Source organism: Bradyrhizobium sp. 62B (assembly GCF_030272265.2).
In the GTDB taxonomy this organism is placed as follows: domain Bacteria; phylum Pseudomonadota; class Alphaproteobacteria; order Rhizobiales; family Xanthobacteraceae; genus Bradyrhizobium.
The window spans coordinates 6,178,798-6,199,257 of the sequence record NZ_CP092841.2; the positions used below are offsets into that span (position 1 = coordinate 6,178,798).

At 61.7% G+C, this 20,460-nt stretch carries 23 protein-coding genes and 1 pseudogene; 12 read left to right on the forward strand and 12 right to left on the reverse strand.

Features of this window, described 5'->3' with window-relative positions; translation table 11 throughout:
- Positions 1-46 precede the first annotated feature (46 nt).
- The 5 genes and pseudogenes from ML401_RS29625 to ML401_RS29645 all read left to right on the forward strand — a co-directional run.
- Positions 47-457, forward strand: a pseudogene (locus tag ML401_RS29625) (ATP-binding protein); the annotation flags it as partial.
- The gene (locus tag ML401_RS29630) at positions 432-974 is read left to right on the forward strand and encodes a class I SAM-dependent methyltransferase (RefSeq protein WP_285807791.1); all 543 of its coding nucleotides are present in this window, start codon (positions 432-434) and stop codon (positions 972-974) included. The pseudogene ML401_RS29625 and the gene ML401_RS29630, both read left to right, overlap by 26 nt.
- Positions 975-1,066: 92 nt before the next feature.
- Positions 1,067-1,465 (forward strand): hypothetical protein, encoded by a 399-nt coding sequence (locus ML401_RS29635; protein ID WP_285807792.1) that lies wholly within the window; start codon positions 1,067-1,069, stop codon positions 1,463-1,465.
- Between the two features lie 108 nt (positions 1,466-1,573).
- Positions 1,574-1,969: a hypothetical protein gene (locus ML401_RS29640; protein WP_285807793.1), complete on the forward strand. Its 396-nt coding sequence runs from the start codon at positions 1,574-1,576 to the stop codon at positions 1,967-1,969.
- A 160-nt stretch (positions 1,970-2,129) separates the two neighbouring features.
- Positions 2,130-5,219 carry an EAL domain-containing protein gene (locus ML401_RS29645; RefSeq protein ID WP_285807794.1) on the forward strand — a complete coding sequence of 1,030 codons (3,090 nt, stop codon included), beginning with the start codon at positions 2,130-2,132 and terminating at the stop codon, positions 5,217-5,219.
- 199 nt (positions 5,220-5,418) lie between these two features.
- Here ML401_RS29645 and ML401_RS29650 read toward each other — a convergent pair whose 3' ends face one another.
- Positions 5,419-6,285, reverse strand: a complete 867-nt coding sequence (locus tag ML401_RS29650; protein ID WP_285807795.1) for a histidine kinase dimerization/phosphoacceptor domain -containing protein — start codon at positions 6,283-6,285, stop codon at positions 5,419-5,421.
- A 694-nt stretch (positions 6,286-6,979) separates the two neighbouring features.
- On the opposite strand from ML401_RS29650, the gene ML401_RS29655 reads away from it, so the two are divergent.
- The 6 genes from ML401_RS29655 to ML401_RS29680 all read left to right on the forward strand — a co-directional run bounded on the left by ML401_RS29655 (position 6,980) and on the right by ML401_RS29680 (position 9,681).
- Positions 6,980-7,204, forward strand: coding sequence for a hypothetical protein (locus ML401_RS29655; protein WP_285807796.1), 225 nt, complete (start codon positions 6,980-6,982; stop codon positions 7,202-7,204).
- A gap of 32 nt (positions 7,205-7,236) precedes the next feature.
- Complete coding sequence (locus tag ML401_RS29660; protein ID WP_285807797.1) at positions 7,237-7,629, forward strand: hypothetical protein; 393 nt, start codon at positions 7,237-7,239, stop codon at positions 7,627-7,629.
- A 49-nt stretch (positions 7,630-7,678) separates the two neighbouring features.
- On the forward strand, positions 7,679-7,888 hold the full coding sequence (locus ML401_RS29665) for a hypothetical protein (RefSeq protein WP_285807798.1): 210 nt from the start codon (positions 7,679-7,681) through the stop codon (positions 7,886-7,888).
- Between the two features lie 73 nt (positions 7,889-7,961).
- Positions 7,962-8,183: a hypothetical protein gene (locus ML401_RS29670; RefSeq protein WP_285807799.1), complete on the forward strand. Its 222-nt coding sequence runs from the start codon at positions 7,962-7,964 to the stop codon at positions 8,181-8,183.
- 313 nt (positions 8,184-8,496) lie between these two features.
- A complete protein-coding gene (locus ML401_RS29675; RefSeq protein ID WP_285807800.1) occupies positions 8,497-9,420 on the forward strand; it encodes a Ku protein in 924 nt (307 codons plus the stop codon).
- A gap of 15 nt (positions 9,421-9,435) precedes the next feature.
- On the forward strand, positions 9,436-9,681 hold the full coding sequence (locus ML401_RS29680; protein ID WP_285807801.1) for a hypothetical protein: 246 nt from the start codon (positions 9,436-9,438) through the stop codon (positions 9,679-9,681).
- A gap of 167 nt (positions 9,682-9,848) precedes the next feature.
- Here ML401_RS29680 and ML401_RS29685 read toward each other — a convergent pair whose 3' ends face one another.
- From ML401_RS29685 to ML401_RS29735, 11 genes are all read right to left on the reverse strand, one after another.
- Positions 9,849-10,514, reverse strand: a complete 666-nt coding sequence (locus ML401_RS29685; protein WP_285807802.1) for a zinc-binding dehydrogenase — start codon at positions 10,512-10,514, stop codon at positions 9,849-9,851.
- The gene (locus ML401_RS29690) at positions 10,421-10,849 is read right to left on the reverse strand and encodes an alcohol dehydrogenase catalytic domain-containing protein (RefSeq protein ID WP_285807803.1); all 429 of its coding nucleotides are present in this window, start codon (positions 10,847-10,849) and stop codon (positions 10,421-10,423) included. Before ML401_RS29690 ends, ML401_RS29685 begins: the two co-directional genes overlap by 94 nt.
- Before the next feature lie 84 nt (positions 10,850-10,933).
- Entirely contained in the window at positions 10,934-11,791 is an 858-nt protein-coding gene (locus ML401_RS29695) for a fumarylacetoacetate hydrolase family protein (RefSeq protein ID WP_285807804.1), read from the reverse strand.
- A 49-nt stretch (positions 11,792-11,840) separates the two neighbouring features.
- Positions 11,841-12,827, reverse strand: coding sequence for a VOC family protein (locus ML401_RS29700; protein WP_285807805.1), 987 nt, complete (start codon positions 12,825-12,827; stop codon positions 11,841-11,843).
- 66 nt (positions 12,828-12,893) lie between these two features.
- The gene (locus tag ML401_RS29705; protein WP_285807806.1) at positions 12,894-13,505 is read right to left on the reverse strand and encodes a glutathione S-transferase family protein; all 612 of its coding nucleotides are present in this window, start codon (positions 13,503-13,505) and stop codon (positions 12,894-12,896) included.
- Between the two features lie 11 nt (positions 13,506-13,516).
- The gene (locus ML401_RS29710; RefSeq protein WP_285807807.1) at positions 13,517-14,329 is read right to left on the reverse strand and encodes an ABC transporter permease; all 813 of its coding nucleotides are present in this window, start codon (positions 14,327-14,329) and stop codon (positions 13,517-13,519) included.
- Positions 14,329-15,126 carry an ABC transporter ATP-binding protein gene (locus tag ML401_RS29715; protein WP_285807808.1) on the reverse strand — a complete coding sequence of 266 codons (798 nt, stop codon included), beginning with the start codon at positions 15,124-15,126 and terminating at the stop codon, positions 14,329-14,331. The genes ML401_RS29710 and ML401_RS29715 overlap by 1 nt, the downstream gene beginning before the upstream one ends.
- Positions 15,123-15,899 carry an ABC transporter permease gene (locus ML401_RS29720; protein ID WP_285807809.1) on the reverse strand — a complete coding sequence of 259 codons (777 nt, stop codon included), beginning with the start codon at positions 15,897-15,899 and terminating at the stop codon, positions 15,123-15,125. The genes ML401_RS29715 and ML401_RS29720 overlap by 4 nt, the downstream gene beginning before the upstream one ends.
- 20 nt (positions 15,900-15,919) lie before the next feature.
- Positions 15,920-16,942 (reverse strand): ABC transporter substrate-binding protein, encoded by a 1,023-nt coding sequence (locus tag ML401_RS29725; protein ID WP_285807810.1) that lies wholly within the window; start codon positions 16,940-16,942, stop codon positions 15,920-15,922.
- 48 nt (positions 16,943-16,990) lie between these two features.
- Positions 16,991-18,709 (reverse strand): FAD-dependent monooxygenase, encoded by a 1,719-nt coding sequence (locus tag ML401_RS29730; protein WP_285807811.1) that lies wholly within the window; start codon positions 18,707-18,709, stop codon positions 16,991-16,993.
- 126 nt (positions 18,710-18,835) lie between these two features.
- On the reverse strand, positions 18,836-19,444 hold the full coding sequence (locus ML401_RS29735) for a TetR/AcrR family transcriptional regulator (RefSeq protein ID WP_285807812.1): 609 nt from the start codon (positions 19,442-19,444) through the stop codon (positions 18,836-18,838).
- Between the two features lie 466 nt (positions 19,445-19,910).
- Between ML401_RS29735 and ML401_RS29740 the strand changes: the two genes are divergently transcribed.
- A complete protein-coding gene (locus tag ML401_RS29740) occupies positions 19,911-20,366 on the forward strand; it encodes a cell envelope biogenesis protein TolA (RefSeq protein WP_376717319.1) in 456 nt (151 codons plus the stop codon).
- The last annotated feature ends 94 nt before the right edge of the window (positions 20,367-20,460 follow it).

Here is a 20,460-nt window from a genome sequence, read left to right on the forward strand (position 1 = left end):
CTTCGGTAGCTTGTCCGGTCTGCGGCGCACGCAACGCCGAAAAAAGGCGGATATCGACGAAGCATACGTGGCTGCGCACAGCGAAGTCGTGCCAGGCCAATATGTCGCCATCGCGGTCACCGGCGTCGGCATGGATTCAAAGACGATCGCCCAGGCGTTCGGGCCGTTTTTCACGACGAAAGCGGTGGGCAAAGGAACAGGACTTGGTCTCAGCCAGGTCTATGGCTTCGTGAAGCAGTCCGGCGGGCACGTGAAGATCTACTGCGAAGTCGGACAGGCACGACAGTTAAGCGCGGAGGAATCCGGCTTGCTCCCGAGCCCTGAAGGTGCGCAGGAGGAGACCATCCTTGTCTTGGAGGACGACGAGGACGTGAGGGCGTACTCGGTCGATACCCTTCGTGAATTGGGCTATCGCGTCATGGAAGCTCACGATGTACCAGCGGCCTTGCGCCTACTTGAGCGGCAGCTTCGATGTCGTTCTTTGCCAACTCGGGCTACAATTCTTCCCTGACCGGCCGCGGGCTCTTAAAGAGATGGCTCGCGTTCTCAGACCGTCCGGACGGCTCGGGCTCAGCGTCTACAGTGCCATAGAGCACACGCCGGCCGCACACGCCTTCGTGCAGGCGCTGGACAAGTTTCTCGGAGCGGAGTCCTCGCGGACCAAACGCGCAGAGCATCTTTCCTGCGGCGCGGCCGAGGTGGGTACTTGGGTGCGCCAGGCGGGTTTCGACCGCGTCGATGTCGAGACCGTTTCCAAGCAGATCAGCTTTCCGTCGACACTCGATTATGTCCGCTTTCAGCTGACGGCGACCCCCATGGCCGCGCTGTTGAAGAAGGAGGATGACATCGGTCGTGAGAGCAAAATCGCGGCGATCGCCGACGATGTGGCAGCCCGTTTGGATTCCGCCATGCTGGCGAATGGTAGGCTGACGTTTCCCCAGGAGTCCTTCGTGGTTGCCGCATCGCTTCGCTGACTGTCCATTTTCTTCCGTCCAGGACTGCCCCGCGGCAGCCGTAGCCGTGCCGGCGGCCTGAAAATGGAAACGTCGATCATGGGAGCCCGTACATGAGCGAGCATTCGAAGGAATCCGCTGCGCCGCACATGACCGAGCTGCTGTTGCACGGCTCGAAACTCAACGAGCTATTGACCTTGGAAGAGGTCCATCGATACGGCAGCGACAGCTTCTCCGATCCCGATTTCATCCGGCTATACGGCATGACGCCGGCCGAGTGGTACGCGCGAGGGGTGCGTTTGCTCGGCGGGACAGCAGTCGAGTGCACTCGGGACGCCGTTGCCGACCGCATCGGTCGGGACGTCGCGTCGCGGCGTCCCTTCCCGCCGCGGGACGTTGGGTCATTGTCGATCCCTTCGCCGGCTCTTGCAATACCTTGTACTGGATATTGCGGCACGTGCCGCACTCGCGCGGGATCGCCTTCGAGTTCGACCCTCAGGTCTTTCGGCTGACCAAACAAAACCTAGCGGTCCTCGATCGCTCCATCGATCTGAGGGCCGGCGATTACGGCCTCATGTTGGGGCAAATCGATGTGAGACAATGAGACCCTGATCGTCTTCGTGGCGCCGCCTTGGGGCACGGCGCTGGACGAGACGGAAGGGCTGGATCTGCGCCGCACCGAACCTCCCATAACGGAGATCATCGCGAAGGTCGGCGATGCGTTTCCCGCCAAGCGGATTCTTTTCGCCGTCCAAGTGTATGAGAAGTTGGATACGGCGTCACTGGCCGAGCTTCACGGAAAGCTCGATCGGTCCGACATGAAGATCTACGATACAATGTTGCCGGCAGAAACCACGGCATTCTCCTGGGAACGGCTATGCGTCGAAGTGAACGGCGCCGACGTGGCCGGACGGCTTGCGAGCGGGTTCGGGCGACCGGATCCTCATTCTGTAGAGGACGCTCCAGGATGGCCTTTGCTCAGCCGCGCCAGCGGTCGCCGGACTTGGCAGATGTAGGCCGCAGAAAGCCCGACCGGTATCTTGATATGGATGCCGGCGTTTGAAAGCGTTAAGTTTTAAGTCACCAAATTGTCACCTAGCGGCCGAAGGCTTCAGCACTTTTACGTGTCGTTCGACACTCCGCCTCTAGCGTATTGATCGGCTAGGGGTTTCTTCGATGGACATACTCTCGCAAATGCGCGGCGCCTTCTCCGTAGGCAGCGCGACCGACCCACTCGGTCGTTCGCTGCTTGTGGAGCAGTTCCGTGTGCTGCGGAAACAGGTGCCGGTTCTCTATGCGGTCCTGCTGATCGACAGCATCAGCGTGGGACTGGTTCTGCCCTCTAGTGTTTCGCCTTGGCTTCGGTTTGCGGTTCCGGCCGGGCTCCTCGCGATTTGCCTGGTGCGGTTGGTGCAGTGGGTCCGCCTGGGCCGCGCCGAATTCACTTCCGAGGACGCCTACCGTCAGTTGGTCAGAACCCGCCTCGTCGCGATCGTCCTCAACACGGGCTTCGTGCTCTGGATTCTCGCGCTGTTCGGGGTTGTGGATCCCGGCCTTCGCGCCCCGGTGGGACTACTTGTGTTCATGGGCTGCGTCGGCACGGCGTATTGCCTCGGCAGTTTTCCGCCGGCCTCCCTGTTGACCATGGTGATCGCGGGCCCTCCGATCGCGACCGCGCTGCTGCTCTCGGGGGACGGAATGATGATCTCGCTCGGGATCAATCTGCTGCTGCTGCTCGTCCTACTCGGACGGATGATCAGCACCAACTTCCGCTCTTTCGTTCAGTTGATCGAGACGCAGAGCCGACTGACCGAAGAAGGCGAGCGCGCGCGCGTCGCCGAGCAGACCGCAACAGCCGTGGCGGATCGCTTCGACAGAGCGCTCAACAACATGTCCCAGGGACTTTGCTTCTTCGACGATGACCAGAGGCTGATCGTCTGCAACCGGCAGTATCTCGAGGTCTACGATCTCGACCCCGAACTCGTCCGGCCGGGCATGAAACTGAACGACATCGTCGATCTCCGATACGCCGTAGGCAGCGCACCCAAGATGTCCAAGCAGGACTATCTGGTCTGGCGCAACAGTTCTTCCGTGATCGCCGAAGATTCCGATACCACCGTCGAACTGAACAACGGGCGCATGGTGCGCATCCGGCATCGGCCCATGCCGGGCAAGGGGTGGGTAGCCACTCACGAGGACATCACGGAGCGGCACCGCACCGAGACGGCGCTTGCGGACGCAAAGACGGCTGCGGAGCAGGCGGAAGCAAGCGCGAGAGCCGCTCACACCCACCTCACCGAGGCGCTCGACGTCGTTCCCGAGGCGCTCGCCATCTTCGACAAGGACGATCGGCTGGTTCTTTGGAATCGGCAGTACGCGGAGCTCTATTCCGTCAGCCGTAGCGCACTTGCCCCCGGCACGTCGTTCGAGACGCTCATCCGCACCGGTCTGGACGCCGGACAGTATCCCGATGCCATAGGCCGGGAGGCGGAATGGCTCACCGAGCGGCTGGCCCGGCATGCACTTCCCCAACACTCGCACGAGCAGCATCTGCCCGGCGATCGATGGGTCCGGGTCGAGGAACGGCGCACCGAAGACGGCGGAAGCATCGGCGTCCGCATCGACATCACCGACCTGAAGCGCCGGGAAGCGTCCTTTCGGCTGCTCTTCGAGGAAAATCCGCTTCCGATGTGGGTTGCGGAAGCGAATACGCGGCGACTGATCGCCGTGAACGGCGCAATGTGCCGCCACTATGGCTATCCGCGAGAAGCTCTCCTTGACATGTCGGAGCCGCAGCTCGAGTGCGGGCATCAACCCGATGCCGAGGCGCGTGACTGCGAACTCCACATTACGTCGAGCGGCGAGGTGATCCACGTGGTGATCGAGTCCCGACCGCTCATCTACGCTGGCCGGCCTGCGCACGTTTGCGTCGCCTTCGACGTGACGGACAGGAATCGGGCCCAAGAAAAGATCAGCTATCTGGCCTGCCACGACGCTCTGACGGAATTGCCCAACAGGACGGCGCTCGATCGGCACCTGGAATCTGCGATCGAACGCGCGCAGATCACGGGCGCCCCATTCGCCGTGCTCTGCATCGATCTCGATCATTTCAAGGAGATCAACGACCTGTTCGGCCACGCCATCGGGGATGCCGTGCTGCGCGAGACCTCAAGACGCCTCGAGGAGGCCGCACAAGGGGCATACGTCGCACGGGTCGGCGGCGACGAATTCATCGCCATCATCGATCAACAGCCATTGCCCGGGACGGCAGAGCTGCTGGCCACGCGCATGCGTGTCCAGTTCGAAAGGGCCATCGAAGTCGACGGACACGCGCTGCAGATCGACTTGTGCGTGGGCGTTGCGCTCTATCCGCGAGATGCTGACAACCCAGTCTCGCTGCTCGCCAACGCCGATGCCGCCCTCTACCGCGCGAAGCACGAGGGCAGAGGGGGCATCCGCCTGTTCACGAGCGCCATGGACCAGCAGTTGCGGGACCGCCGCGCGCTGGAGCACGATCTGCGTGTCGCCGTCGAGCGGGACGAACTCTTTCTGGAATATCAACCTCAACAGCAACGAGATGGCACGCTGAAAGCCTATGAGGCGCTGGTACGCTGGCGCCATCCGATTCGCGGGATCGTTCCGCCCGGAGAATTCATTCCGGTGGCGGAGCAGAGCGGCGCGATCGCGCAGATCGACGACTGGGTGCTGATGGAAGCCTGCAGGGAAGCAGCTTCGTGGGACCAGCCTCTCAGGGTGGCCGTCAACGTCTCGGCCGCGCAGTTCCGCCGCGAAAACCTCGATGCGCATGTGCGCAAGGCCCTTCGAGAGAGCGGGCTGCCGGCCTCGCGACTCGAACTCGAAATCACGGAGGGCGTGCTGATCGAGGACATCGAGCGGGCTAAGAGGACGATGCAGTCGCTCAAGACGCTTGGGGTTCAGATAGCTCTGGACGACTTCGGAACGGGGTATTCGTCGCTCTCGTACCTGGAGGCCTTCCCTCTCGACCGGATCAAGATCGACCGGTCGTTCGTCATGGCACTGGGCCAAAGCGAGCGGTCGCTGGCTATCGTGCGGGCCGTGATCGGCCTCGCTCATGGACTTGGGTTGCCGGCGCTCGCGGAGGGGATCGAGACCGAGGCACAGATGTCCCTCCTGCTAGAGGAGCGCTGCGACGAAATGCAGGGCTTCCTGATCGGACGTCCGCGGAGGCTCGCCGCGCACGACATGTCAGGAACCGTTAAGTCGTCTATGCTGGCGGCCTCCTAGCCGGTCCGACGGCGCCAGCCGGCCCGAGTCGCTCTATCCGGAACACGCTCTCGCCACCGCAGCGGCAGCCGTAAGGGCGGCCGTAGCCGGCGCGCCACGGCGATCAATCAGGCGTCAAGCGCGAGCGAGACCTGCACTTCGCAGCCCTCCGGCAGAGGCCTTCTGACGATGGTGCCCTTCATCTGGGTGGCGAGCATGCCTACGAGCCGCGTCCTAGCCCGCTCTTGACTTCGGTCGGGCATCCGATGCCGTCGTCCCTTATCGTCACCACAACGCGCTCGTCCTTGGCTCGAACATCGACCTCCACGGAGCCGCGGCGGCCCTCCGGAAACGCGTACTTGAAGCAGTTCGTCACCAGTTCGTTCACGATGAGCCCGATCGATGCCGCCTGCGAGCTCCTCACCTCGACGTCGTCGCAGCGGACGCCGATCGAGATCGTGCGGACGCCGCGATGGAAGTCGGCGAGGCTTCCGCACAACGCCTCGATGTACGGCGCAAGCGCGATCCGGCTGCTGTCGCCGGTGGCGCGCAAACGATCGTGGACTTTCGCGACCACGTCCACTCGGCTCACCGCGGACGCGATCGCCGTCTGAACGACCGGATCGCTCTCTGAGCGGGCCTGGAGGCGGAGGATCGACATGATGGTGGCTAGGTCGTTCCGGGTTCTGTGCGCGAGCTCCTGCAGCAAGACTTCCGAGTATAGTTTCGATTCTGAAAGCTTCCGTAGGGTGTGCCGCAGGAGCTCGGTGACGGCGGCGATGCAGATCCCGGTCAGGACGAAGAGGACGAGCGGGATCGCGGCGGACGATGGGAGCCCGGGCATGAAGTAAGCGGCGGCGAGTGCGGCACTTGCGGCGGTGGCCAACAGACCGGAGCCGCGGTCGAAAAGGACGGAAGACAGGAAGATGGCCGGAATGAACAGCAGAACGGGATACGAGCGAAGGTGATCGTCCAGCATCACCCGGGCGATGAACGCGATGCCTACCAGGCCGAGCGTCAAGGTGTAGCGCACCCAAATCGGAAAGTCCGATCTGGCCGTCAACAGGCGCTGGAGTGAGTCTTCCATCTCGAAGCAACGTGCCCTGCGGGGCCGATGTTCCGATCGAAAAACTACTAGTTGTTTATACTTCCGAAAACCTTCTCAAGCTGCGTTGGCCGCTTCGCGCGATTCCGTCAGCTTATCGGGGAAAACACGGATCGGTCTGAACTCAGTTCGATCTCGCCCATGCCCTCGCAACCCGGGCGCACGAAGCGATGTACTATGGTGCTCGCAGATGCTTGGCGCAACAGGTTCGACATGAACCACTTCATCTCGCGCCTGCAGCTCGCGAATAGCGGCCGTATGTATCATTTTGAACGTAAGAGAGAGCAGGGCCGGGTCGAGCTCTCGGCGATGCTTCCTCAGCAATACGATGGGAACGGCAGAATTCTCCGATCGTTGGCGGATCTATGGGGCGCAGGTTGAGGATATCGAGATGCTGGAAACGAACGATCTGCTGGTGAAGTGTCCCAGATGCGGTGCTTGGCCGATGGCGGTCAACGCGCACAGCAGCATGGTCGCGCAGCCCGAGGTCTCCTTCCCTTGCTCGCGGTGCGGTAACCAGGAAGTCGGACGCTTGCGCCACACTGCACGTCCGGATCTCCGCGCGCGCGGACTTGACGCTGCGTGAGCAAAATGGACCGTTCGGCTTGCTTCACCGGAACGTGTCTCGCCCGGGCGACTTGATGGACCACAGGTCATCCGGAGAGTGGAGACGATCATGAAACCAATTCTTGCCGCCGCGTGCTTGCTCGCGCTTGTCTCGGTCTCGCCCGCTGAAGCGAAGGGCTGCATCAAGGGTGCGCTCGTTGGAGGCGTGGCGGGTCACGTGGCCGGACACGGCAAGCTCGGCGCCGCGGCGGGATGCGTCATCGGGCACCACGAGGCCAACAAGCAGAAGAGCCCGAACGACGCGAACGCGCAGGCCTCGACGGGCCAGAAGTAGCGAAGTGCGGCGGAACGTCGGGACGCGCCCGGATGAAGATCCGCACCCATTCCGAGAGCCACATCGTCGAACTCGAAGACGGCTCGCGCTGGCAGATCTTTCCGGGCGATCTCGATCTGACGCTTGGCTGGAAGCCTGAGACGGATTTGACGGTGGTCGAAAGCGAAGACGAGGTCGCCACGCACGAACTGCTCGGCGGTGGCGCGAGGGTGCGCGTGAAGCCGGTCGGCGGGAGAGGTCAAGGACGCGCTCAACGACCGCTGAAGCGTTTGCAGCCGAGGGCAACAACCCGCTTGGACAAAGCGGGTCTGGGACAACTTTTCACGACACTGCCGGCGGCATGCCGAGGCCTAAGTGGCATGCGGCAGGGGAAATCCGATGCGGCCTCCTCAGGCCGCCGGGCCGCCATGGCCGTAAGCCCTTAAGTAATCAACCGCAATTTCGCTCGCTCAGGACCGGGTGCATGGTCCGGCAATGGAACGCCAGATCATCTTCAAATGCCCGCGCAACGGCATGAACGTCCAGCATCGGCTGGACGACGATCTGCCGGCGGCGCCAAGGAATGCCTATGCTTCAGTGAGGTGTCCGGCCTGCATGGCACTGCACTTCGTCAACAGCACGACCGGCAAGCTGCTCGGAGAACTGAGCGGCAGCCAGCCCGATGGCGGGAAACGCTCCGCCTGATCATATCGGGTCGCACTGTAGTCGCCCACGCACCAAGTGGTTTGCGGGTGTCCCGCGAGGGAGAGGCTCGATCGTGGTGAAGCTGCTCGCGCGCAAGCAGACGCTCATGGAGCAGTTGGAGAGCGATCCCGGACAGAACGAACGCGAGGAATCCAGCGCCTCGAGCCGGGAGATGCCGCACCGCCGCATGAACAACGATACCAGGTCCGCTCGGCCCGCAAACTGGCGCCTCTCGATCGGGGGCGCGCCCAATAAAATCGACCCTGACAACCGAATTGCTGTCGGGGCTGATTGAGCTCTCAAACTTGCCCGCGGGCCCCTCTCGGAGCCGACCCGGCGTCTGCGGTCGCAAACGGCGGAGCGGAGCCCGGAGTGCCTAGGAGTCCGGAGCTCCGCAACCGTAACGGCACCGGAGCTCGCGCTCATGCCGCTCGGTACAAAATCAACTCTACGAGCCTCGCAGCGGTTCGCTTTGAGCCACCTCAAATCCGCTTGGCCGCGGTACCCCGTAGGTCGGCGAAATCTCGGGGATGGCGGTCCGGCATGTCGGAACTGGCTTGGCCCGTTCGTCTTGAATCCAGGTAGCCCCTAACGGAGTTCTGCGTAACATGGCCCCGCGAGCCAACTGGAAAGGCTCCCTGCGTCTGTCCCTCGTGACCTGTCCGGTGGCGCTCTACCCGGCCACCTCCGAGTCGGAGAAGATCAGCTTCAACCAGCTCAACCGGCAGACCGGCCATCGCATCAAGTACCTGAAGGTCGACGCCGACAGCGGCGACGAGGTGCCGAACGAGGACATCGTCAAGGGCTACGAATTCGATAAGGGCCAATACATCGAGGTGACGAAGGAAGAGCTCGAGGAGGTCGCTCTCGAGTCCACGCGGACCATCGAGATCGATGAGTTCGTCGACCGCAGCGACATCGATCCGCGCTACCTGATCCGGCCCTACTACCTGCGTCCGGACGGCAAGGTCGGCCACGATGCCTTCGCCGTGATCCGCGAGACCATCCGCGAGATGGAAAAGGCCGCAATCGGCCGTGTGGTGCTGACCAACCGCGAGCACATCATCGCGCTGGAAGCCCGCGACAAAGGCCTGATCGGTACGCTGCTGCGCTACCCCTACGAGGTCCGCAGCGAGCAGGAGTATTTCGACGAGATCCAGGACGTGAAGGTCACCAAGGACATGCTCGATCTCGCCAAGCACATCGTGAATCAGAAGGCGGGGCGCTTCGATCCGGAGAAGTTCGAAGACCACTATGAGACCGCGCTGGTCGACCTCATCAACCAGAAGCGGGCCGGCAAGGTCATCCGACCGAAGGATCGCCCGAAGGGCGAGAACGTCGTCGATCTGATGGACGCACTGCGCAAGAGCGTCGGTCGGCAGGCCGCGCCGGCGAAAGAGGTAAAGCCCGATAAGAAGGCGAAGAGGGCCACCACGGGCCAGAAGGAAATGCTGATGCCTATCGCCGGAAAAAAACCGGCCAAGGAAGCTGCGAAGAAACCGGCCGCCGGCACGCGGCGGAAGTCTGCGTGAGAAGTGGAGGATGTCATGGACATAAAAGACGTCTCGGCGATGACCGAGGCCTCCGGCCTGATCGACGATCACGATGGCACCGAATTGGCTGCCGGCGCGAGAATGGCTGGGTCCCAGACGAGTACTCGCCCCGCGGCCATCTCCTTCGAAGACGAGGTCATGCGCTGGGTTGAGCGCTTGCGCGACGCGACGGTCAAGGCGCCGCTGCGATCGCTGCTCGCGGCGTTTGTGCTCGGCGTCTGGTTCGCCCGCAAGCGCTAGAACGGCGAGCCTTGCACGCAGCCGCACGCCGTTCCCCCGCCCGTCCACGGCTATGACCCTGCACCTCCAGTTCGGCGACCTCGGAAACGCCTGGCGTGCGGGCCCTCTTCGAAAGTCTCGCGTTCTGCCCGTGTCCATAAGCCAGTGAGCGACGCTATCGCCGTCAATCAAGGAGACGAGACTTTGAGAACGATGTTGCGGGATGTCTCCATATGAGCACGCGCCGCGGGCGCCCTGCCGAAATCGTAGGTACTATCGATCACAGGGCGGATGTCTCTACTAAGTCGTGGCCAGAGTTCGGCTCGCAGAGCACTGGCTAAGCGACGCTTGAGCTCCAATGGGGCAGATCGAAGAAATCCGCCCGTAATGGAGGCCCGCCGCGACATGAGTACTCGCAGCGGCAATGCCAAGCTCTTCCCGCCGCCGGCCGACAAATGCGAAATTCGTCCCCTTGGCGCGAGAGCCTCGATATCGTCGGCCAGGTGAGCGCCTGCCGAAGTGTCCAGCAAAGTATCCACGCCTCGCCCGTCCGTTGCGGCCAATATTTGGGCGGAAAGATCAGGCGCTGCATAGTCAAATACGACGCGACATCCCAATGAGCGCGCGATCTCTCGCTTTTCCGTTGTCCCGGCCGTAGCAAAGACGTCGTGGCCGAGTGCTTTCAGAACCTGAATAGCGATGGTGCCGACGCCGCTGGCACCACCATGGATGAGCGCCGTTTCACCGCGCTTGATCTGCATCAGCTCGAAAAAATTGAACCAGGTCGTGAATAGCGCCTCTGGCAAAGCGGCACCGGCGATATGGTCGTAACCGGCCGGCAAAGGCAGCGCCAATCCTGATCGGTCGATACGAATTCGGCGTATGCCCCACCATCGGTGAGGGCCATGACGGCTTCGCCGATGCGGTTTTGCGGAACGTTCTTGCCGCAGGCGACGATGCGTCCGGATGCCTCCAGACCGGGGACCGGATTTGGTTCGCGCGTCGGGCCGGCGGCGCGCTGATGGACATCATGCCGATTGATCCCGGCCGCAACGACCTTGATCAGCACGTCGTCGGCGTCAAGCGTCGGAATTGGCCAATCCGGGACCAGACGCAAGACGTCCGGGCCGCCGGCGGCGGTAATGACTATCGCCCTTTGATGTTTGGGGATGATCTCTTCTTCAACCATGGATCAAGGTTCACGTCAGTCCGCGGTCGCGATGGAGCTCTCGCACGGTTGCGATCGAGCGAAACGGTTCCCGTCTACCAGACTCTACGCTGCTTCATCGACGACCGCATTTCTGAGCACGCCTATAGCACTGATTTCCACCTCGACGACATCGGCGGGCTTCATCCACAGCGCAGGTGTCCGCTTGGCGCCGACACCCCCGGGAGTTCCAGTGACGATGACGTCTCCCGGCACCAGCGGCAGGATCGTCGAAACGTACTCGATCAAGCGAGGTATGCCGGTGATCATCAGATCGGTCGTCGTGTGCTGCACCACTTGGCCGTTTAACCTCGTCTCGAGGGTAAGCCGCGACGGGTCCGGAATTTCGTCGGTCGTTACCATCCACGGACCAAAGCTGCCGCTTCGCTCGAACGTCTTCCCCGCAAAGAACTGACTGGTATGGCGTTGCCAGTCGCGGATGCTGCCCTCGTTGTAGCAGGAGTATCCCGCGACATGCTCCAACGCCCGCTGCGCGGTGATATGACGTCCAGCCAGACCGATGATCACCGCGAGTTCGCCTTCGAAATCGAACGAATGGCTGACCTTGGGTCGGACCAAGGGCTGAAGATGCCCAGTCTGGCTTGCCGGATAACGGGCAAACAGCACCGGGAATTCCGTCGCGGTTCGTCCGGTCTCCGCGACGTGATCGTGATAGTTCAACCCGACGCAGATGATCTTTTCCGGATCCGGGACGACAGGAGTAAACGCGACTTCTTCGGCCTTCAGGTCGCTGCTGGCCTCTTCGGCAATCTTTCGCGCTGCGTCGAGCATCCCCTTTGCGAGCAGCGTCCGCAGGGTCGGCGCTCCCTGAGCGGCCAACCGTCCGCCGAGGTCCACTACGCCATCATGACGCATCACGCCGTAGCTGGCTCGACCATCGCGAGTGAAGGACATGAGTTTCATGAGAAGTCCTCTCTGGAGCAGGTTGTTGAGACGCGCACCGGCATCATGGCTATTCCTGGCTGACCAGCGGCTCCTGGGCCACGACCGAGGCGAGCCAGGCGCAATTCGGATCCGGAACCCGCACGCCGCGGGCTGCAGCATCCAGTCGCATGTTGCGCATGCGGACCCGCTGCTCCTCCGGCAGGTGCAGTCGCTCGTGGCCCCATAGGCTTGGGCCATCGAAGGTCTCGAAGGGCTGCCACGTCGCGGTGTCGATCACTTGCGCGCCCCAGCCGTACTCCACGAAGAAGTCGGACGGGGTGTGAGCATAGAAGGACGTCATGTGATCATTCGTGTGACGACCGAGCGTATAGGCGATCCGCCCCTCTTCGAGCTGGGCGAGATCATAGCCCTGCCCGACATCGTCGAAGCTCTGCATCTCGACCATGAAGTGGTGGAAACTGCGTTTGCCCGAGCCGACCATGGCAAAGCTGTGGTGGCGGCCGTTGACGTGCAGGAAGTAGAGCGGGTATGGCGACAAACCGTAGTCCGTGACGCGGAAGCCCAGGAGATCGCGGTAGAACGGCAACAGATCGTCCACCTTGGCGACGTTCATCACGACGTGCCCCATTCCGAGAGGGCCGGTCTTGAAGCCCGAGATCGGCCGGCCTGGCTTGAACGGGTCGGGCGAAATCTCCTGTCCATGAAACACTTCCACCCGGTGCCCGCCCGGATCGCGAAACGCAATGAGGTCCGCCACACGGCGCTCATCCGCGAGGGCACGCGTTCCCTTGGAAACAGCCACGCCGGCGTTATCCAGCCGCGCGGCCAGCGCGTCGAGATCCGCCTTGCTTTCGGCCTCCCACCCTAGAAAGCCCAGCCCATCATTCTCGGCGCCGGTCACGACGAGCCTTTGCTGTCGATCGTCCATGCGAAACGCCCGAACCTTAGCGGCCGCATCGACCTTCTGCATCCCGAGCAGCCGCGTCGCAAAGCCCTCCCAGTCCTCAAGCTTGGTCGATTCGACGCCAACGTAGCCCAATGATTTGATTGCCATGACCGTTTCCTCCGCCGTTTTCCAGATCGATGCGTCGCCTTGCTTGTCCGCAGCAGCGTCGCTGGTCTAAAGGGCTGTGCCTTCCGCTGCGAACACACGTTGCGCGGAAGGGCGGGATTTGAATTCGCTCCACCGAGCGGCGCACGCCGCCGGGACTTCGAGCTTGAGACGCTCGCAAGCCCAGAAAAGCGTGTAGAACAGCGCGCCATCGGCGAATGTTGGCCCTGCGTTCCGTCGCAGGTGGCGATCGACGACCACAAACCCTTCCCGGATGATCTCCCGCCCACGCGCTCGCGTCGCCTCATGATCCGCTTCAGCCATCGCAAACTTGTCCGGACGAAACGCGCGCGAGAAGCCCTGCATGTGGATGGTCGAAACGATGAACTCGGTCAGCTCACTTGCGCTCAAAAGCGTCTCCGGGTCGGACGGCATCAGGCCCGCCGAAGGCGCCTGTTCGACAAGATATCGCGCGATCACGGGGAATTCGGTGAGCACCGACCCGTCTGCACGTTCGAGCGCCGGCACTTTGCGTTTCGGATTGACCGCCGTGTACCAGGCCTGAAAATTCTCGCCATTGCGAATATCGACTTTCCGCAGTTCGAAACTGCACCCGATTTCCTGCAGCAGATAATGAACGCCGATCGAGCAGGCGCCGGGCGCAAAGTAGAGCTTCATCATTCGTCTCCCGATTAATGCAAAACGACATCCTGATCGACGGGACGCCACGCAAGACAACGCCGCTGTAAAGCCATAAGCACTGCGTCGGACGCGAAGACGATGAGTACGATCAAGGTGATGCCGGCATAGACGCCCGCAATGTCCGCAGAATTGTAGGATTGCTCGATGTAATGGCCAACGCCGTTCTCGGCCGCGAGAAACTCGCCGACAAGTGCAGCATTGATCGCCCATGGAAGCGCGGCCCGCAGCGCCGTCCACACAAACGGCTGCACGCTATTCCAGATCACCTCGCGCGCCACTTCGATCTTGCTCGCGCCGAAGATCGATACCGTTTGCACGAGGTTCGGGCCGATGGATCGTATTCCGGCGGCCGTGGCGACGAAGACCAGGAAGAAGGTCATCAGCGCAACAAGCACGACTTTCGATCCGAGACCAATGCCAAACCACAGGATGAGAATGGGACTCAGCGCGAGCTTAGGAATACCGACAGCGGCTCGGGCGAACGGCTCAACGACCGCCTGAAGCCGCTGGGACAATTGGACAAGAAAGGGAAGGACAACACCGAGGCCCGCTCCCAACATAAGGCCTATGCCGGCCTCTGCTGCGGTCGTCGCCATCATCGGGAATAGCTCGCGATTCGAGATTAGCTCCATGACCCTCTGGAGGGTGGCTTGCGGCATGGCAACAAGCGTCGGATAGGCCGCCGCGGCCACGAGCCAGATGCCAACCAGCACGACGGCGACCGCTGTTCGCGCAATGAATAGCGGCGAAGGAACAATCGCCGTCTGTGACTGTCTTGCCGAGATGATTGACGAATTTGGCATCAAACTTGCGCCCTTATCCGGCTAAACAGGCCCGGAAACTGCGGCGCGGTCACGATGCTATCGAGGGCTCGCGGCCGCGGGATGTCGATGACGTGTTCGCCTCGGACGCAAGCGGGCGACTTCGTCAGCGTGATGGTCCGGTCGCCAAGGGCGATCGCCTCATTGATGTCGTGGGTGACGAACAGGATGGTCTTCTCTCCTCGTTGCCACAATTTGACGAGATCCGATTGAATATGGAGCCGAGATTCAGCGTCGAGCGCTCCGAATGGCTCGTCCATCAGGATGACAGGAGGATCGTAGGCCAGCGTCCTGATGATCGACGCGCGCTTGCGCATGCCGCCGGAAAGTTGATGAGGGTAGTAGCCTTCGAAGCCACCGAGCCCCACCGTCTCGATCAATTCGTCGACCCGCGCCCTGGTCTCGCTGTTGAGTCGACCCTGGACAACGAGCGGATACTCGACATTCTCCCGCAGAGTCCGCCACGGCAAAAGATTATCGTCCTGCATCACATATCCGATGCGACCGCCGCATCCTGGAGACGGCTTGCTGCGGCTCGGGTCGTTGATGACCTCGCCGCGAAACAATATCTCCCCTTTCGAAGGAATATCGATCTGCGCGATCATATTGAGCAACGTCGATTTGCCGGAGCCTGAGGGTCCGATGAGCGTGACAAACTCACCTTCGTAAAGTGCAAACGACATGCCCTCAACGACCCAGCGAATGCCGTCTTTGCGTTGCCCTTGGAAGCGTTTTCCGAGGTTGCAAACATCCAGGAGCGGCTTACCGTTCACTCTCATGAGACCTTTCCCGAAGTGATGCCTTTGGAATGAGAACCCTTCCAAGCCAACAGGCGATCGTGCAAACGATCGATGCCGACGTTGGTGACGGCCACGACTAACGCGAGAGCTGTTACCGCGGCGAGTGCGCCCGTCACCTCGAAATTTCCTGCGGAATATTGGACCAGATAACCCAGACCTCGGTTCGAGGAGATCAACTCGGCAATCGCCGCTCCGCCGATTGAAAGAGGTAACGTCACTTGCACCGCCTGAAAAACAAACGGCAAGGCAGAAGGCCAGACGATGGTGCGCAACAACTGCGCTTCACTCGCGCCCGCAACCTTCGCCATCCGGAGCAGGCGAGGATCGACTCCCCGAACGCCTTCCATCGTGCTGAAAAACACGAGGAAGAAGCTGACGCTCGCGACGAGAGCAACTTTGCTCCAGATGCCGATTCCAAACCATATGATGAAAAGGGGAATGAATGCGACCTTCGGCAACCCGTATCCGATCAAGATGAAGGGGTCGAGCACCGCCGTCACGAATGGCCGCTTCCGCAGCACGAACGGAAGTGCCAGCCCCGGCAATCCGCCGATGACAAACCCCAGAACGGCAGCCAGCAGCGTATAACCGGCATTCGCACCCAGGACGCCGTTGAGCGACCAGCGATATAGCTGCTGCGCAACGAGAAACGGCGAACTTATCGGCTCGGGGCCGGTCCAGACGCTTGCGGCTTGCCAAACAAGCAGAAGCATAGCTCCGAATGCGATCTTGTCGAAGGTTGCACTATTCATGGGTTTGATCCCGCCGCCCTCTAGGGGGTGAACGTCGTGAGATAGAGTTCTGCCTCGGGGGGCAGTTTGGCGTCAGAAGGAATGATTCCGCTGATCCGATCGAAGGCGATGACGTTGTCCAGCATGGCGCTCGTCAGCTTCATGTCCGGCTGAGCGAACGGGGCAAACACTTCGTAGGACGCCTTAAGGATATCAGGCTCCATCTTGTCGAACGATTTGCCGAGCGCCTCGAGGCTCGCGGAACGGTCCGTCTTCATCAACGCGATGGCGTCCTTTAGAGCCGCCACGAATCCCTGGCAGCGCACCGTTTCGGCATCGCAGTAGCCCGGCCGGACTAGAACGACGTTGTATGGAAAGGGCTTCAGCTCGGGGAGAGAGACCTCCGGCCCCAACAGCCATCGAACACCGCCCTCCTTGACGGCCAGAAGAGAGAATGGAGGCGAGAAGACCATGGCGTCGATCGTGCCTGCCTTCAGCGCCGCGACCATCGCGGGCGGCTGTAGCGCCGTGATCGTGAAATCGGTTTCCGGGTTCATTCCCGCCTTGATCGCGACGAAGCGCAGGAAACTGTGGGGCAGACCATTGATGGCATCGACCCCGATGGTCAGCCCCTTCAAGGCACGGATTTTCGCCATCGCGTCGGCGTTGGGCGCCATTTCCAGTTTTTTGGCTACGGCGTCGCGGATGACGATATCCGTCGTGAAGCGATCCTGGGTATTGGCTATCGCAACGAGCTTCTGATTTCGTGCCGCGGCCGCAATCTGGATTCCGCCCGAGATCACCGAGAAGTCGGCACTCTTGCCGAGCATCGCGTTGATGACGCCGGGCCCGGCGACATAGATGATCTTGGGTTCGATGCCATGTTGGCGAAAGAAGCCGCGCTCCTGCGCGATGTAGAGTGGCGCGAATAGGAGCGACTGAGCGGGCAAGACGATCGTCGTTGGAACCGGCGATTGGGCCAGCGCTTGCGATCCCTGCAGGGCGCCAAGAGAGATCATCGCAAGACTGAATGCTCGGCCTGCGCAACACATTCTTTTGGTCATAAAGCCTCTCCCTCCTATTTTTTGCTTTGTTTGATCGGTCCGCATGTCTCAAGCGGCAGACGGCTCCTCGTCGCTTCTGACGTCCAGTCCGGCCAAGGCCGTCCTAAGAGCGCGTTCGATGAATATCGCTGGATCGGCCACTGCGTGAGAGCTGCGCGCGGCGACGTAGCCGTCGGGCCTGATCAGGACCATCCCGCGCGGACCGATGCCGTAGGATTGAACAAAGGAGCCGTCTTGAGCGATGTAGTCGCCGCCCGGGCCGATGCTGCAGCAACGCCCTGGAAGACGAAGCTCTGCGGACACCTCGGCAAAGGCGCGCTGCCAATCGTCCCCGTCCGGAGTCGTCAGCATCAGGAAGGAGCCGGCACCGGCAAGATCGATGGTCGACAATCTGCCGTTTGGCCCTTGCAGCCAGAGATGAGGTGCGCGGTGCCCGGGACGGGCAACCGGTTTGTAATGCTCGATGCGGAAGGGCGGAGCCGACGTCCCGTCAGGCGATATCCATCGGGAAGAATAGGCGTGACCGAATGTCTGGCCTATGTAGTCAAAGTGCTCGCGAAGGCTCGGGATCACTTCCCGGATGTGGCGCTCGGCTGCCGCCGAATCCGGGCCCTCAAGCATCTTGGCGATCGGGCTGTCGTGCGTTGCCATCCCGGACAGACCACTCTCTGCCATCTTCATTGCGTTGTGAACGCTCTGCGCGATATTGGTCTGGGCGACAGGACGGCGCTCCTCGTGATAGCTTTCGAGAAGCGTGGCCGGAGCGTTGCCGCGCAACACGAAGGCCAGTTTCCACGCCAGATTATGCACGTCACCAATGCCGGTGTTCATTCCTTGCCCGCCCGTTGGCGGCAGCGGATGGGCGGCATCCCCCGCGATGAATACCCGACCTTGGCTGAACTGGTCCGCAAGCCGAGCCTGCATTCTCCATGGCAGGATGCTATGGATCTCGAGCGGAACGTCGTCTGAGCCGATGGCTGCCCGGACGATTGCTTCGCAGCGTTCGGTCGTGAACGCTTCGACACTTTCCTGGTCCGGATCGAACGCGAAATTGTACGTCCAACGTCGCCGGCCATCGAGGGCAATGAGCACTCCGCAGGTCGCGGCGTTGTAGACCCACCACAAAAGATAAGGCCGCTTTTCGACGAATTCCCATAGGTCGGCCTCGAAATAGATGCCGATCTGTCGGCCGATTCGTCCTCGTCCCGTCATTCCGATGCCGAGACGCTCTCTCACGAAGCTGCGCGCGCCGTCCGCGGCAATCACGTAGCGCGCGTCGATCGTGAGGTCGCTGGTTCCCTGCCTACATTCGAGTCGCACACCATCGGGTCGGAACGCGAGCTCTTTGAGCTCGGTGGAGAACAGCACTTTGACGGGCGCAAAGCTTCGCGCAACGTCAGCCAAGATCGGCTCAAGTACGTCCTGAGGGCATGACGTCTTGCGGCTCGGACTGGCGGCTTGATGGGCCTGGTCGCGGTCGGGAATACCCCGCGTCGCCAACACCGCGATATCTGGTCCTGTCAGCCGGGACAGGAAGGAGACTCCTGCATTGCGCTCTGGAGGCAATCCGGCTTTTGCGACCGGCTCCTCGCAACCAATCGATCGCAATATTTCCATCGTGCGCGCGTTGACAACATGCCCCCGCGGATGAGCCGATGTCGACGCATTTCGTTCCACAAGGATCGTGTTCACGCCCAACGAACCCAGCAAGGCGGCAGCCGTCAGACCCACTGGTCCGGCACCGACAATTGCCACTTCGGTCTCCATGAGACCTCCTCCCGATCGCGTGAATTATTTTTCGCGACCGAGAACCAAGCGCAACTTTGACTGACAGTCAATAATAGTTTGACTGACAGTCAATGATGCAGGGCAAGAAGTGCCCTCAACCCTTTGTCAGACCGATGGAAGATTCTTTTCGCCAAGAAGTTCGGCGTTGGCGACCGCAAGCGGGAAAAGCCGAAACGCCATCTCGACGATGGCCGGCTTATTCTTTATCTGCCCCTGAACCCAGGCCAGAACAAGTTCATCGAAATAGCCAAGCCAAGCGCGCGTCGCGACAGCAAGTTCAAGGGAGGGCGCAGTCACGCCATAAAAGCTCAGGACCAGCCGAATTCCGTGGCTGCGCGAACGTTCCCAAATGTCTTGGATTGCCGCAGTGCCACCGCCGCGCGAGTGGAAAACGTAATCGACCCGGCGGCGATGGACCTCTTCCATGTGCGCGACCAAGAAGCTGCGGAGCCTTTCTGGCGCCGAGCCAGTGAGTGTCGCCTTCACATGAATTAGATCCAGGCGGTCGGCGGCAGCTTGTGAAATTTCCTCGTAGAGCTTGGCCTTCGAGCCGAAATAGTGGAACGTGAGTCCATGGGCGACGCCCGCTTCGCGAGCAATATCTTCCGCTGAGATCTCGTCGAACGGGCGTTGGGTGAACAGTCTGGTTGCAACTTCAAGGATTCGGTCGCGCGCCGGGATGTCGGCGCGTTTCTTTTTTCGTGCAGTGACCACCGGTTCGACTCAGCCATTGAACTGTGACGGCATGAACTAACCATTCAGATTGACGGGAAGTCAACGTGCCAACGGGTCACGGCGGCCTCCGGCCTGTCGACGATCACGATGGCACCGAACTTGCTGCCGGCGCGAGAATGGCTAGGTCCCAGGCGAGCCCTCGCCCCTCGGCCATCTCCTCGGAAGACGAGGTCTGCGCTGGATCGATCCCTTGCGCGACGCGACGGTCAAGGCGCCGCTGCGATCGCTGCTCGCGGCGTTTGCGCTCGGCGTTTGGCTCGCGCGCAGGCGCTAGAACGGCGAGCCTTGCAGGCCCCATGGCGAGGAAGCTCAAGACTTTCCAGACCTCTTTGGGCTTCTATGACCTCGCGGTCGCCGCGCCTTCAATGAAGGCGGCCCTCGAGGCTTGGGCGCCGGCGGCAATCTTTTCCATCAGGGCTTCGCAAGGCAGACGGAGGATCCAGACGTGGTCGCCGAGACCATGTCGAAGCCGTGGGTAGTGCTCAAGCGGCCCGCCGGATCGAGCGGGCCGTTCGCCGAGCATGCCGACCTGCCGGACCTGAACGATGAAGGTGCCAAGCCGAAGAAGAGTCACCCCGCGGATTCAAAGAGGCGAGCGGCTCCCAAGATCAGCGGTGAGGACTCGCGCAAGGCGGCTGCAGCTTTCGAGCGCGAGCAGAAGCGACGGGATGATCAGCGGCAGAGGGTAGAGGCGGAGCGCGAAAAGAAGCGGGCCAAGCGCGAGAAGCTTGCCGCGAAAGCCCAGGGCGAGTTGGACGCTGCGCAGCGGGAGCACGAAGAACGATCGAAAGGCCTCGAAGCCGAGCGGCACGATATCGAGAAGCGGATCGAGGCCGAAGACGCCCGCTGGACGAGGGAAAGAGAAAGGCTCAAGGGCGCGCTGCACCGGGCCAGGGAATAGGCCCGCAACGCTTGATTAACCCTCCCCAGTCCTCGCTAAAAATTTTGCGGCGGCCCCCTTGAAAGTCTCTCCGACCTCCCAAATTTTGTCGGCG